The 15,366-nt window shown below is 41.5% G+C and carries 10 protein-coding genes; 4 read left to right on the top strand and 6 right to left on the bottom strand.

The annotated features are described in order from the left end of the window. Positions 1 to 53 precede the first annotated feature (53 nt). On the top strand, positions 54 to 797 hold the full coding sequence (locus ACQ96U_RS20420; RefSeq protein ID WP_431723119.1) for a sporulation protein: 744 nt from the start codon (positions 54 to 56) through the stop codon (positions 795 to 797). A 71-nt stretch (positions 798 to 868) separates the two neighbouring features. On the opposite strand, the gene ACQ96U_RS20425 is transcribed toward ACQ96U_RS20420, so the two are convergent. The 4 genes from ACQ96U_RS20425 to aroB form a co-directional block, all read right to left on the bottom strand. Continuing rightward, the gene (locus ACQ96U_RS20425; RefSeq protein ID WP_431723120.1) at positions 869 to 2,287 is read right to left on the bottom strand and encodes an FAD-dependent oxidoreductase; all 1,419 of its coding nucleotides are present in this window, start codon (positions 2,285 to 2,287) and stop codon (positions 869 to 871) included. 20 nt (positions 2,288 to 2,307) lie between these two features. Continuing rightward, complete coding sequence (gene gltB / locus ACQ96U_RS20430; RefSeq protein ID WP_431723121.1) at positions 2,308 to 6,756, bottom strand: glutamate synthase large subunit; 4,449 nt, start codon at positions 6,754 to 6,756, stop codon at positions 2,308 to 2,310. Between the two features lie 285 nt (positions 6,757 to 7,041). Continuing rightward, complete coding sequence (locus tag ACQ96U_RS20435) at positions 7,042 to 8,766, bottom strand: SPOR domain-containing protein (protein ID WP_431723122.1); 1,725 nt, start codon at positions 8,764 to 8,766, stop codon at positions 7,042 to 7,044. 298 nt (positions 8,767 to 9,064) lie between these two features. Then, on the bottom strand, positions 9,065 to 10,138 hold the full coding sequence (gene aroB / locus ACQ96U_RS20440) for a 3-dehydroquinate synthase (RefSeq protein ID WP_431723123.1): 1,074 nt from the start codon (positions 10,136 to 10,138) through the stop codon (positions 9,065 to 9,067). A 664-nt stretch (positions 10,139 to 10,802) separates the two neighbouring features. Here aroB and ACQ96U_RS20445 point away from each other — a divergent pair. Further along, on the top strand, positions 10,803 to 11,204 hold the full coding sequence (locus ACQ96U_RS20445; RefSeq protein ID WP_431723124.1) for a hypothetical protein: 402 nt from the start codon (positions 10,803 to 10,805) through the stop codon (positions 11,202 to 11,204). An 81-nt stretch (positions 11,205 to 11,285) separates the two neighbouring features. Here ACQ96U_RS20445 and ACQ96U_RS20450 read toward each other — a convergent pair whose 3' ends face one another. Together ACQ96U_RS20450 and ACQ96U_RS20455 are read right to left on the bottom strand one after the other, a co-directional pair. Further along, the gene (locus ACQ96U_RS20450; protein WP_431723125.1) at positions 11,286 to 12,059 is read right to left on the bottom strand and encodes a substrate-binding periplasmic protein; all 774 of its coding nucleotides are present in this window, start codon (positions 12,057 to 12,059) and stop codon (positions 11,286 to 11,288) included. Between the two features lie 361 nt (positions 12,060 to 12,420). Continuing rightward, positions 12,421 to 13,119 carry a DUF3592 domain-containing protein gene (locus ACQ96U_RS20455; RefSeq protein WP_431723126.1) on the bottom strand — a complete coding sequence of 233 codons (699 nt, stop codon included), beginning with the start codon at positions 13,117 to 13,119 and terminating at the stop codon, positions 12,421 to 12,423. 355 nt (positions 13,120 to 13,474) lie between these two features. On the opposite strand from ACQ96U_RS20455, the gene ACQ96U_RS20460 reads away from it, so the two are divergent. Both ACQ96U_RS20460 and ACQ96U_RS20465 read left to right on the top strand, forming a co-directional pair. Then, positions 13,475 to 14,761, top strand: coding sequence for an SDR family oxidoreductase (locus tag ACQ96U_RS20460; RefSeq protein WP_431723127.1), 1,287 nt, complete (start codon positions 13,475 to 13,477; stop codon positions 14,759 to 14,761). Between the two features lie 11 nt (positions 14,762 to 14,772). Beyond that, complete coding sequence (locus tag ACQ96U_RS20465) at positions 14,773 to 15,249, top strand: DUF2269 family protein (RefSeq protein ID WP_431723128.1); 477 nt, start codon at positions 14,773 to 14,775, stop codon at positions 15,247 to 15,249. Positions 15,250 to 15,366 lie beyond the last annotated feature (117 nt).

The raw sequence follows: 15,366 nt of genomic DNA on the forward strand, positions 1-15,366 counted from the left end.
GCCCCTTTGATATAGTTTGCGTCTTGTCTTCGTTGTAGGTAGATACGATAGGTATGTTTAAAAAGATTCTTGCCTCGATTGGTATTGGTAGTGCTACCGTAGACACACGTCTTACCCAGTCAGTCTATGAACCAGGAGAAGCTATTACTGGAGAAGTGTTCATTGTGGGAGGAGACACAGAACAACACATTGCAGGACTGGAACACGCCCTTGTTACCTTAGCAGAAGCAGAAACAGACGAAGGGGAATATATAACGCACTACATTATTCAGTCCTGGAAAATACCTGAAAGCTTTATTATTCAAGCAGGTGAAGAAAAAATCATTCCATTCACCTATCAGCTACATTACGAAACACCTGTGACTCAGCTCAACTGTCCTACGGAAACCTGTAAAGTATGGATACAAACAGGCTTAAATATCGACTTAGCCCTTGATCCCTCTGATCGAGACTATATCGACATAGCCCCTACCAATGTGATGTCTACCTTTTTAGAGGCAATGACAGAATGTGGATTAATATTAAGTTATGCCGATGTAGCAAAAGGCTTTGTGAAATCTCCCTCCTTTACATCAACAAGTGGCTGCTATCAAGAACTGGATTTCATCCCTAAAGACTCGGGCTTATTTAATTTTAAGGAAGTCGAGGTTTCATTTGTACCTGAAAACAACTGCACACATGTCATGCTTGAAATAGACCGTCACCATAAAGGTGCACTATCCGCTTTTACCCTGCAGCACAACAGGCTTGATAAAAGCCAGGTTATTGCACAAATCAAACAGGTTCTCGAAGTTTAATAAGTGATAAAAAAAACGGGCTTACGCCCGTTTATAAAATTGTTATACGCTAGTTAGAAACACCTAAAACATTAAACATCCAAGTAATTCATAATACCTTCTGCAGCTTGGCGTCCTTCCCAAATAGCAGTTACTACTAAGTCTGAACCACGCACCATATCCCCACCCGCAAACACTTTAGGATTAGCTGTCTGGAAAGGATATTCATTCTTTTCTAGCGCGAGAACTCGTCCAGAGGCATCCGTTTCAATACCTAAATCGGTAAACCAAGGGGCCGGGCTAGGACGAAAACCAAAGGCAATAATCACTGCATCGGCAGGCACGACTTCTTCACTGCCTGGAACAGTCTCGGGAACACGGCGTCCATTTTCATCGGGCTCACCTAACCGCGTAGTCACAAATTTAACCCCTTCAACCCGATCTTCACCCACAATCGCCACAGGTTGACGGTTAAATAAAAACTGAACGCCTTCCTCCCGCGCATTGGCAACTTCACGGCGAGAACCAGGCATATTTTCCTCATCACGACGGTAAGCACAAACCACAGATTTAGCGCCTTGCCTGATCGCGGTTCGATTACAGTCCATTGCGGTATCACCACCACCTAACACTACTAGCCGCTGATCACGCATATCAATAAAGCTTGCGTTATCAGTATTCAGTCCCATGCAACGCTTGGTGTTTGAAACCAAATAGGGCAGCGCTTCATAAACACCTTGTAATTCTTCACCAGGAAAACCACCTTTCATATAGGTGTATGTTCCCATCCCCAAAAACACAGCATCATAGTCCTGAAGCAATGTATCGATGGTTATATCTTTACCCACCTCAGTATTTAAGTGGAACTCCACGCCCATTTGACTGAAGACTTCACGGCGTCGCTTAATCACTTCTTTTTCAAGCTTAAACTCAGGAATACCAAAGGTCAGTAAGCCACCAATTTCTGGATTACGATCAAAAACAACAGGGGTCACACCATTACGAATCAAGACATCAGCACAGGCAAGCCCTGCTGGGCCAGCGCCAACAACAGCTACTTTTTTGCCTGTTTTAACGACATGAGATAAATCAGGTCGCCAGCCCATAGCAAAGGCGGTGTCGGTAATATACTTTTCCACGGAGCCAATCGTTACCGCACCAAACCCATCATTTAATGTACAAGCCCCTTCACAAAGACGATCCTGTGGACAAACGCGGCCACAAACCTCTGGCAAAGAGTTGGTTTGGTGTGATAGCTCAACGGCTTCCAGAATATTGCCCTCAGCCGCGAGCTTCAACCAGTTGGGTATATAGTTATGAACCGGGCATTTCCATTCACAGTAGGGATTACCACACTCCAGACAACGGTGACTTTGCTCAGCAGTTTGCTTTGGCGTAAAAGGATCATAGATCTCAACAAACTGTGCTTTGCGAACATCAATATCCTTTTTCCGTGGATCAACCCTGTCGACATCGATAAATTGAAAATTATTCTGTAAACGTTCAACCATGATTACACCTCATTCATCGACTACTCAGGGCGGGTACGAATGCTAGCTAACAGCATGTTCAGGCTCGCTGCTTTAGGTTTGACTAACCAGAACTTGCCAATATAGTCATATATTTCTTCTAACAGATGAGCACCCCAAGCGCTTCCGGTCTCCGTCACATATTCTTCAATAATGCTGTGTAGATAGGTCTGATACTGCTCCATTGTCTCCGTATCTATCCGTTGAATTTCTACGAGCTCATGGTTGTAACGATCTACAAAGTGCCGGTCCTGATCCAACACAAAGGCAAAACCACCGGTCATGCCAGCACCAAAGTTGTGACCCGTATTACCTAAGACAGTAACCACACCGCCTGTCATATATTCACAACAGTGATCACCCGTGCCTTCTACAACAATGTGTGCACCAGAGTTACGAACCCCTAGGCGCTCTCCGGCCGTCCCTGAAGCAAATAACTTGCCTCCAGTAGCACCATAACAACAGGTATTACCAACAATGGCCGTCTGTTGTGACTCAAACTGACTATTTTTCGGAGGTGAAATGACTAGCTTACCGCCAGTCATGCCTTTCCCTACATAGTCATTGGCATCCCCTTCCAGATACATGTTTAGGCCACCGGCATTCCAGACACCAAAACTCTGGCCGGCCGAACCTTTCAGGTAAACATTCACGGGACTGTCAATCATCCCCTGATTACCATGGCGCTTGGCAATCTCCCCAGAGAGACGCGCACCAATTGAACGATCACAGTTACCAACTTGATAGTGAAAGTCACCGCCTTGACGATGTTCAATGGCCGGCAACATGTCTTTCACCATTTGCTCCGCCAGCTGTCCTTTATCAAAAGGCACATTACGCGCACTCTGGCAAATCTGTGGTTTATCCGCTGGAATATGCTGTTGCTCAACCAAAGGTGATAAATCCAGACGCTGCTGTTTTTCAGTATCACCAGGTAAACGTTTTAATAAGTCAGTACGCCCAATTAAATCTTCTAAACGTGATACGCCAAGTTTAGCCAGCCACTCTCTCACCTCTGTCGCCACAAAGGTAAAGAAATTCATGATCATCTCGACCGTACCCGTAAAGTACTGATCACGTAGCTGCTGATTTTGCGTTGCCACACCAGTCGCACAGTTATTTAAATGGCAAATCCGCAGATATTTACAGCCCATAGCCACCATGGGTGTTGTACCAAAGCCAAAGCTTTCAGCACCTAAAATGGCAGCCTTAATTACATCAAGACCAGTTTTTAAGCCACCATCTGTCTGTAAACGTACTTTGCCACGCAAGTCATTTAGACGTAACGCCTGGTGGGCTTCACTTAAACCTAGCTCCCATGGTGAGCCAGCATAGCGAATTGAGGTAAGAGGACTCGCGGCCGTACCACCGTCATAACCAGAGATGGTAATTAAATCAGCATAAGCCTTCGCCACCCCTGCAGCGATAGTCCCTACACCAGGTTCTGACACAAGCTTCACTGAAACCAGTGCTTCAGGATTGACCTGCTTAAGATCAAAAATCAGCTGCGCTAAATCCTCAATCGAGTAAATATCGTGGTGAGGTGGTGGCGAAATCAATGTCACGCCAGGCACTGAATACCGTAGCCGAGCAATCAACTGATTGACTTTACTGCCTGGTAACTGACCACCTTCTCCAGGTTTAGCCCCTTGCGCGACCTTTATCTGCAGCACTTCTGCATTCACCAGGTAATGCGGTGTGACACCAAAACGTCCAGAAGCAATTTGCTTAATTTTGGAAACCTTATTTGTGCCAAAGCGAACAGGGTCTTCCCCCCCTTCACCTGAGTTTGAACGTGCTCCCAACCGATTCATGGCCTCGGCAAGTGCTTCGTGGGCTTCTGGAGATAAGGCACCCAACGACATAGCAGCACTATCAAAGCGCTTAACGATCTCACTGAGAGGTTCTACCTGGTCAACCGATATGCCTTGACCTGTTATCTGCAGGCTTAATAAGTCTCTCAGAGTTGCCACTGAACGTTGATTAACTAACGTTGCATACTGCTGGTAATCTTCATAACGACCACTGCGAACGGCTATTTGCAAAGTTTGAATCACATCAGGATTAAAACAGTGGTACTCACTGTTATGCACATATTTCAACAGGCCACCCTGTTGGATAGACTGACTGATCCGCCAAGCTTGCTTTGCCAACAGTGATTGTTCTTGTTGAAAGTCATTAAAGCGCGCGCCAGCTATACGACTAGCGACACCTTTAAAGCACATCTCAACCACTTCATCGCTTAAACCAATGGCTTCAAACAACTGAGCACCACGGTATGAGGCAATAGTGGAGATACCCATTTTAGACATGATCTTCAGCAGGCCTTTTTTAATGCCTCTACGGAAGTTCTTATTCGCTTCAATAGGATCAATCATCACCTCTTGGGTTTGAATCAAATCCCAAATGACTTCGTAGCTTAGATAGGGATAAACTGCTGTAGCACCAAATCCCAGTAACACTGCAAAATGGTGGGAGTCGCGTGCCGTCCCCGTTTCCACCAAAATATTGGCACTGGTTCGTAGGCCAGTATCAATCAGACGGTGATGTACTGCACCTGTCGCCATTGCAGCATGAATGGGTAATTTGCCTTTTTCGATATCTCTATCAGTCAAGTAAACCACTACACTTCCAGCGCTTACTGCAGCTTCAGCTTCATCACAAATACGAGTAACCGCCTGAGCTAAATCCTCAGAGGCATCATAATTTAAGTTAATTTTGACAACACCCAGCCCATGACCATCATCTCTTGTTAGGTTTAAGAATTTGGCCGGAGATAAAATAGGGGAACTCAAAATAACGCGCGCTGCATGAAGCGGTGTTTGCTCAAAAGGATTCTTTTCAGCACCTAAGCAGGTTTCCAGTGACATCACGATTGATTCCCGCAAAGGATCAATAGGTGGATTAGTCACCTGAGCAAACTGCTGGCGGAAATAATCATACAGAGGGCGAATCCGCTGAGAGAGCACCGCCATTGGCGTATCATCTCCCATAGAGCCAACAGCTTCTTGCGCATTTTCAGCTAATGGACGCAGTACCTGATCACGCTCTTCAAACGTAATCTGGTACATTTTCATATGCGACTTCAATGCTTCTTTGTCAAAGTGGTCAATACGGTAAGTGTGTTCAATGTATTTTGACTGAATACGGTGAGCGTGTTGCTTTAACCACTTTTTATAAGGCTGCTTTGTTTTCAGGTAGCCATCGATATCATGTGCGGTGTAAATATCATGGGTTTCAGTGTCAATGGCTAGCATTTCACCCGGTCCAACCCGGCCTTTCGCAACGACGTCTTCTGGTTGATAAGACCAAACGCCTACTTCGGATGAAACAGTGATATAGCCATTCTTAGTCATAACCCAACGCGAAGGTCGCAGTCCATTACGGTCTAGTGCACAAATGGCACGAACTCCATCTGTTATTACTAATCCGGCAGGACCATCCCAAGGCTCCATATGCATGGAGTTATATTCATAGAACGCCCGTAAATCAGGGTCCATTGTATCGACATTCTGCCAGGCTGGTGGCACCAACATCCGAATCGCGCGGTAGATATCAACACCACCTGTTACCAACACTTCCAACATATTATCCAAGCTGGAAGAGTCTGAGCCAGTCCGGTTAACCAGAGGTTTAACCGTTTCAACTTCTGGTAATAGCTCACACTTAAATTTGCTGGTTCGAGCCTCGGCCCAATTCCGGTTACCTGTAATGGTATTAATCTCGCCATTATGCGCTAAAAAACGGAATGGTTGAGCCAAGTGCCAGCGCGGCATGGTATTGGTGGAGAAACGTTGGTGGAATACACAGATAGCTGTTTCAAACCGAGGATCTCCTAAGTCTGGATAAAACTTAGGTAAATCAACAGGCATCATTAAGCCTTTATACGTCACAACAGTATGAGACAAGCTACAGATATAAAACTCATCATCATCCGTCACACTCAAGCGAGCTCGACGTCTTGCCATAAATAGTTTGGCAGCAAACTGTTCTTCTGTAAGGGATTCAGGACAGTTTACAAAAACCTGTTCAAACTGAGGCATCTGATCCAGGGCAATAGGACCTAGACACTCTGGATTAGTAGGCACTTTCCGCCAACCAACCACTTCCAGTTCTTGATCGGCTAATTGGTCATTTAGTGCTTGTCGGGCAACGTTTGCTTTTGACTCATCAGCATTTAAAAAGACCATACCCACAGCATAATGGGTAGACAATTGCGCTTGAAATGACTCCTGTGCAATGGTTCGTAAAAAGCTGTCTGGCTTTTGAATCAATAAGCCGCAGCCGTCGCCTGTTTTACCATCAGCAGCGATACCGCCACGATGGGTCATGCATGTTAACGCCTGAATGGCGGTTTGCAGTAAGTGGTGGCTCTTCTGCCCTTCTTTATGGGCAATCAGGCCGAAGCCACAGTTATCCTTGAACTGCTCAGGATGGTAAAGAACTCGCATAAGGTACACTCTCAACGAGGAATTTCTTCAAAAAAAACAGTATGTTAGCGGCTTTAGCTTTAGTTGTAATTGATCGCTGCCAACAAAAAGGGGGAAAACAGTTTACCCGTGATGTCACATAGACACAAATTTACGTCTCTACCATATAATAAAGGACAAACTAAAGCACGACACTGATTGTAATTTTACGTGAGCATGCCTTCCAACTTACTAATTATAATCAACTATTAGTGAAGACTATTGAATAGTAAAAGCTAATACCAATGTGCGATAGCAGGCAGGTCATCAGTTATATTTACGAATCTCTTGCTGGATGTTTTGTAAGCTGCGGGGCCAAGGGCTTTGTTGCTGTAACGCATTCGGTAGTTTCTTAATGGCAGCTGTTGCCACTTCATGCGTTGAGTAGCGTCCATAAGAAACCACATACCAAGGCTGTCCATTATGGTGGGTTTTGAAATACTTCAGTTGCGGGTTCTTTTGGTGTCGCTGGATGAATGTACGTGCAGCAGACTCAGAACTTGTCCCCAACACTTGTAATACATAGTACTTGCTTGATTGTGCTAAAAACCAAGAACCATCTCCTGAATACTTTTTAGTGACGGCCTGTTTGGCGGGTGTTTTTCGGGGCGGACTAGGTTTTACTTTTTTTGTTTCAGCTTTTTTTACTGACTTTGTATCTGCGACAGGTGTTTTCTCTGCTTTTACTGCCTTGGCTTCCGTTTGAGTATCAGACGAAGTGGATACTTGCACCTCAGCTAAATTATCCTGATTACGGATTACTGTGCCTGCAAGTTTATCCTTACCATTATTAACAGGTGCAACTTTATCACTTGTCGATAATTCTGCTTTAGTAGGAGGCTGCGCCTCATTAGACTGACTATTACTTTTAGCTTGGCTATCATTTTTTGATGCCACTTTTTGAGAAGACTCATCCTCTTGTACAGCGACAGTAGGCAGCTCAATATCCATGACAGTTGTTGGTGTATCTTCCCCATCAACTGAATCGTTAGCAGGAGGCTTCGCTGACGAATCCCATTGCGGGATATCAACAGCAGGTTTAACCGTGTCATCCATTATCACTACAGCCGCTTTTTCATCGGATGTAGAATCATCATCAACGGATAGTAACTGTTGTGTAATTACGAGAACTAACAATAGTAAAGCAACAACTGAAGCTGCAACGAGATGCTTGCTAGGAATGCCATATTTATTACTATCTTGTCGTGTACTCATACTGCCAAACAGCACCTCATGTGCATAAAAATTTACTTTACTAAAATCACCAACAGATAAGTTATAAATTTTGTCCAAATCTTCACTGTTAAGTTCAAATAGGTTACTTAACCCTGTACTTTCTAAACAGTGGTTCACATATTTTTTAATATCTTCTCTACTAAGATCATCAAGCTGAACCTCATGTAGCAGCTCCTGATTTTTAAGATTAGGATGAGTTTGTAGTGTTTTTTGTAACTGAGGTAGAGAGAATAATACGATGTGAACGGGGTAATTTTCCTTTTCAGCAACCGATGCCCACGATACTAATAATGAAACCAGTTGAGGATCTAATTGGTGGGCATTATCAACCAATAAAATAAGTTTTTGTGGTCGAGTTAATTCCGCAAGTAAGTTTTTTAATAGCGCCTCATAGTCTACACGTGTAACTGGCAAGGCTTTTTTGGGAGTGTAGTGTCGTGTTATTTGATTGAGAAATTCAGTAACCCCCATCCCTACAGTACCACTAATGACAAGTGCATTTTCGCCTGATACTTCATTACTGAGGACTTTACAGAGGTGTGTTTTTCCTGAACCTTCCTTGCCAGTCACCAGTAGTAATAAATGCGTAAAGGTAAGCAAATGTTGGATTTGCTTCAACACTTCTCCACGTCCAGCCCCAGCAAAAAACAGCCCCAAATCACCTTGATCTACAAAAGGATTTCGAGCCATACCATAAATACGCAGAAAATCTTTCTTCGCAAGCTGGTCATCACTGGCTTTTATTGGATTTGTCATTAGCCTACCATCAACAGATAAAGCCATCCTTTGCCTATCTCTTACTAAACAAGTATCCCTACAATTAGTTATCCCCTGTACTGGGGCATAAATCTAAATTTATGAGTACAATTTTCAAACACCCCATACTTACCAAAACATAGTTTTCAGTGAGCATACCCTCATAATAGACGCTAATAGCCTACTAGCTAAGAGAGGTAAGTGCTTTACTAACAGTATCAGATGCCTATCCTTAGCATCTAACACTGATGACTGGTATATATTAGCAACAGTAAAAAAATGCTTGTAAGTGTAACTGCTATATACTCTTTAATGTCGCAAGTAGTGCGTCATGGCTAAAGTCAGATGTCACTATAGCCTTACCTACAGCTTCAAGAAGCACCAAGCGTAATGAGCCATCAACCACTTTTTTATCCACAGCCATATGTTTTAAAAAGTCTTCTGGCGTCATATCTTTTGGAGAAGTAACCGGTAATTTGGCCTGCTCTAATAAGCGCTGTAAAACTTCCAACTCATTAGCATCTAGCCACCCTAAACGTATCGACAAATCCACTGCCATGAGCATACCTACAGCAACTGCTTCACCATGAAGCCAACTGCCATACCCTTCATGAGTTTCTATTGCATGACCAAAGGTGTGTCCCAGGTTCAGAATTGCCCTTATACCACCTTCCCGTTCATCTTCAGCTACAACATCAGCCTTCGCTAAGCAAGAACGCTTGATAGCATAGCCAAGTGCAGTGTCATCACAAGCTAACAAGTCTTTTGTATGCATTTGCAGCCAGGCATAAAATGACTGATCACAAATCAACCCGTACTTAATAACTTCTGCAATACCTGCTGATAGTTCACGAATAGGCAATGTCTTTAACGCTGCTGTATCCGCTAACACACAGCGTGGCTGATGAAATGCCCCTATCATGTTTTTGCCTAACCTGTGGTTCACTCCCGTCTTCCCCCCCACAGAGGAATCAACCTGAGCCAGTAAGGTGGTTGGGATTTGAATGAAATCAACTCCTCGTTGATAGGTTGCAGCGGCAAAGCCAACCATATCACCAATGACACCACCACCTAAAGCAATAAGCGTAGTCGTACGGTTATGTCGCTTTTCAAGCAACTGGTCAAAAATTAAATTGACGGTATCTAATGTTTTATAAGCTTCTCCATCTGGTAAAATCACAGTGTCTACCTGAAATGCACTCAGGGAAGCTTTCACTTTATTTAAATACAATGGAGCAACAGTTTCATTAGTCACTAACATTACCTGTCGACCACGAATATAGGGTGATAATAAATCAGGCTGCCCTAATAAACCTGGACCAATGTGAATAGGATAACTCCGTTCACCTAACGCTACTTGTAAGGTTTGCATAGATTCATTCCACCCTGTTTCGTTACACACTAAGCCAGCCATCTTAAAAGTGCATAATATACTCTCATAAAAAGTAACTAAAAGCTGATATCACAAACATGCCACACCAATGTCACTTTTCTGTAAAATTTATCTCTTAGTCTAATGATGTAGTTATTCTAGGTCATTACGAAAATGCCACTTTAGCCGCTGATTCAGCGGCTTCTTTCTGCTCTACCAAACAAGCATACTTAATATTTTAGCTACATGATTCTAAATTAAATATTTAATACACTTGTCTTTTTTTCGCAACACTTTGTTATTAGGCTAAATTTATGTTGAGTACCCCCAAACATCAAGGGAAACACTCTTGAGATTGGTTAAGATAAGGTACTTAACACGCTTAACCTGACCTACAAAGGTAATAACAACAGTCAATGTCAACATACTACATCTTAATGTGTATACATTAACTATCTTGTAAGTCAGGTTTTAAGACAGAAACTGCTATTGGCTTTAGCCGCAGAATGCGGCTTTCTTTTACCTCGAATCAGCTTCCCCCTCTCAAACCTGCACAACATAGGCTTTCTTCTTTCCACCCAATGCAGGACTATAGAACTATAACCGTGCTCTGCAGATAATGAGTTATAGTTATACAATAAAACAACATTTTATGGGGGTATGAATGAGAGGCGCAGGTGGAACGAACGGAGGTATTGGACAGTTTTTAATTGGCCTTGGCATGATGTGTGCCGGCTTCTACATGTTGTTTAATGCCATTATGGTTAACTCCTCATTTAACATGGGTATGCGTCTTTATGGCCTTAACTTATTTGGAGGTCAATTTAATATTACCAGCGGCATGGTAATGGTACCCTTCATCTTCGGTATCGGTATGTTGTTCTATAATGCTAAAAATTTTATTGGCTGGTTACTAACCTTTGGTTCACTCACTGCCCTTATTTTTGGTGTTATTTCCTCAATACACTTCAGCATGCGTTCTATGACTGCTTTTGAATTAATTACTATTTTAGTACTTGCAATGGGAGGACTCGGTCTATTTTTAAGGTCATTTAAAACACAATAAAATAATATATTATGCCTTTATCATGTTACATTTTCACTTATTTATTATTAATATCCCAATGAATTCATCAAAAAATGTCTTTCATTTTGGAGAGTAATAGCCTTTAAGCAACATATCATAATAGTTATTATAAGCCCCCTCATCAATAAGGATCTGTAACCCTTTATTAAACAGTTTAAGTAAACGTTTAGAATTGGCTTTTTTTCTTAAAAAAAGTAAGTGATTGGTATTACTAAATAAAGGTTTATGGTTATATGTAACGATCTGTACTTGTTCTAGCGAAAAATTCTTATTCAAAATAGCATAACCAGAAACTGTTGCAGAAAGGAATAGATCTACTCGTCCTCTCAGTAACATTTTAAAATTTATCTCATCAGAATTATTTACAACAACATTCAGTCTATTATCTTTCACTGCAATCCAGAACTCTGGGATGTAAGTATACCCTCGCGTTGCTCCAATTCTATATTTTTTAAGATCTTCAAAGTCATTCCATTGATTAAAACGAGTTGTTTTTAAATGAAAAAAAACAACTTCCTCTTCACCTAGCGAATTGCTGTAATAAAATAGTTTTTCTCGCTCTTTTGAGGGATACCAAAGAGAAGTTGCATCATAACCTCCCTTTTTGGCTTCACTATACGTTCTTGCCCAAGGCAAATAAGTGTATTCTACGAAATAACCTTCTCTACTAAAAACTTCAGAAATAATATGATTCGCAAATCCACCTTTTTTAGAGTCTTTAGATGCCCAAGGTGGATACTCACCTGAAACAATTTGCAGTACTTTATGCTCACTCTCTTCAGCATAAGAAAAACTACCGCCAATCAGCAACATTACAGCTAGCAGTCTTTTCATAAACAACCATTAACGTTTGGCCTAGCCTTTATCAACAAGCATAGCACCAAACGCTGTTTGTGTTTATAGAGGGACTAGTCCGTTAAGTTTAGAGTCTTATCCACTGCCACTAATCTGCACTTCATGAATCATGCTAGGGCCTGTTAACACTGTTTGAATATCACTGTTATGACCCTTCGGGCCGTGATTTTTTTCCACCTAGCGGTGTTACACTTCATTTATGTAGAATGACTACACGGCATTCCCTGTTCCTTGCTAGGCGAAAAAATAGTCTACGGCAGTGGTGGCTAACAGGCCCTAAGTGCTAGCGAAATAATAAGAATATTCAAGGCAAAGGGTATCCATAGCAGAAAATTTCACATTAGTTAGCTAGTTTAGGAAGGAATGAAATATCAACATAGTATTTCTTAGGATTATCTTTTTCGATAAATACTGTTATTTCTTCCTGCGAAATATGATCAGAAGGATCAAACCAAATATTCTCACTCTTAAATAAATGTAATTCATTCGTTGCTGGGTTTTTCCACTGAGCATAAATTTGGTAAGGGTTACGACCATTTACGCTGAGCGAGCCATTAATTTCAGCACTCTGAAATACTGCTTTTACTGGATATCCTCTCTCTAACAAATACTTTCTCTTTTTATTTTTTAAACCACCGAAGAGAATTATTAAGAAGCCAACCAAGAAAAAAACAGCGCCCATACCTCCTAAAATAGTTGAAAGCCCCCACAACGAGAAAAAACTATTAATTTCAGCCTTATCAGGGTATGACTCTAAGTAAAGTACTTCAACAGCATCTCCTCTTGAATAGCTTGGAGGATTACTTCCTGTTGAAGATGTGAACTCAATCAAATCACCTTCTTTGGTTTTAAACTCAACAACAGGCCTATAACTAATAGAATCACTAGATCTTGAGCTAATCAATTCAACTACAGTACCATTAGTATGGATTGCTTCAGCTACAAAATCATGAGAATTTTTATACGCAAAAAATGCCCCCACAAGCATAGCAAGACCAATTATTGTGAATAAATACTTTACCACAGAAATAACTTTCACGGACTACTCCAACCAGATAAAACTTCAGTAAAAGGTGTATACAACAAATGTAGACATAACAATTACTATATCTCCATAACGAAGCTCTTTTAGGCGCAGCCATCAAGCAATGAAGCCGATCCAACTTATATTAATAAGAGACAGGGATGGCAGTTAAATGCTCCTGCATAAACTGCATCCCTGGTCAAGAACGATGGCAACAAACCCTAAAAATGATTCGTGAAGGGTATAGTGTTTATATTATAGACAACAGACCTAGGTGAAAGTTAAAATACAGTCACAAGACAACAATTAGTAACGAAACTCCAAAATATTATTTCAGTACTTCTTGAACATTTGACCAGAGGAATACCGTTTGAATATTCTAATCACTGGCGCCGCAGGTTTCATTGGTAGCGCCATTGTTGAATTGCTGCTTCAAGAAGGTCACTCAGTTAAAGCCTGCGCCAGAAATCCTCACAACTTACCACGCCATCCAAACTTAAAAGTCGCCTCAATAGACTTTTCTGCTCACCTCGCGGTTGAAGACTGGCTTCCACATATTCAACAAATTGATGCGGTTATAAACTGTGCAGGTATTCTTACTGAACGCTATTGTGGCGAATTTTCCCAACTTCATTTTCAAAGCCCTAAAGCGCTTGCTGAAGCCTGTGTACAGCAAGGCATTACGCGATTCATTCAACTATCAGCCTTAGGGAAACCTAAAGATGGCGAATTTATAAAAAGTAAACACCAGTTTGATGATTACCTGTATCAATACTTCCCTAGTGCTGTCATTGTCAGGCCATCAGTCGTATTTTCCTGTAGCGGCTCATATGGTGGTACATCCCTTTTAAGAGCCATTGCCAGTTTACCTATAATTCCTCTTGTTAATAATGGTCAACAACAGCTTCAGCCTATTCTTTTAGAGGACCTTGCACAGACTGTTTTAAAGCTGCTCATCTATAATGGCAGCAGACAAACATTTTATCCCGCTGGACCAGACGTGCTAACAATTAAAGAATTTATTTTATTGATTCGACAATGGCTAAAGTGGAAGCCCCCATTATGGCTTAACATACCCAGTAACATTTTTACTAAATTAATAAAAGTTAATAATAAATTAAATATTGTGCCTTTTAATAGCACGCTGTTAAAAATGCTTGAACATGGCAATATCATTCCATCAAAAGAATCCCAAGTTTTGGTAGATACACTGCACTTCCAGCCTAAGTCACTAAAAGATACATTAATGAGTTCAGCTAGTTTTGTTCAGGACCGCTGGCACGCGAAGCTGTATTGGGTTAAACCCATTTTATTTACATTGATCAGTTTTATCTGGATCCTTTCAGCTATTGCAGGGTTTACAGCAACTCCAGAGCAATATTCACCTATTTTAAATGCTATAAACATACCTTACAGCACTCAAGCACCTTTGGTTTTATCAAGTAGCATTTTAGACCTCACATTAGCTATTCTCTTTATCCTACGCTGGCAACCTAAACTTATACTCTGTCTAATGCTGTTATCTGTTCTTAGTTACACTTTGGTTTTAGGCGTTTTGGCTCCCTTTACCTGGTTGGATCCTTTAGGAGGATTACTCAAAAACCTAGCAGTAATATCTTCTCTCTGGGTATATTGGATAATAACAGACAGTCGTTGAAATAAGTCACTATGGTTGAATATTACCTATTGCTAAAATTAGTACATATACTCTCTTCAACACTGTTGTTTGGCACAGGGTTAGGCACAGCGTTTTATATGTGGCGTGCTGATCGTAGTCATAACCTCAACACTATTGCTCTTACCAGTAAAAACGTCGTGTTAGCTGATTGGTTATTCACCACGCCTGCAGTCATTATTCAGCCTGTCACTGGCTTGTTAATGTTAACTGGTGTGGGCATTCCTTTAACAACATCATGGGTTCTTACCAGCCTACTTTTATATATAGTAACAGGACTTTGTTGGTTACCAGTTGTGTATATTCAAATAAAAGTAGCACAGTTAGCTGCAACCGCACTAGAGCAACATAGCCCCCTACCTAAAACCTACCGTAAACTTATGACGTACTGGTATAGTCTAGGTTGGCCCGCATTTATTAGTGTTATTATTATTTTCTACCTAATGGTTTTTAAACCCGATTTATGGTGATGACATCTAATCCCCTTCATAAACACGCTTTTACTTTAAGCTCATCAGAAATATAACACACAGTAAAAAGCTATACTTACCGCATTAAATATTGATAAGTATTAATAGCTTTTTACA

This window comes from Zooshikella sp. RANM57, assembly GCF_050749885.1.
Classification (GTDB): Bacteria; Pseudomonadota; Gammaproteobacteria; order Pseudomonadales; family Zooshikellaceae; genus Zooshikella.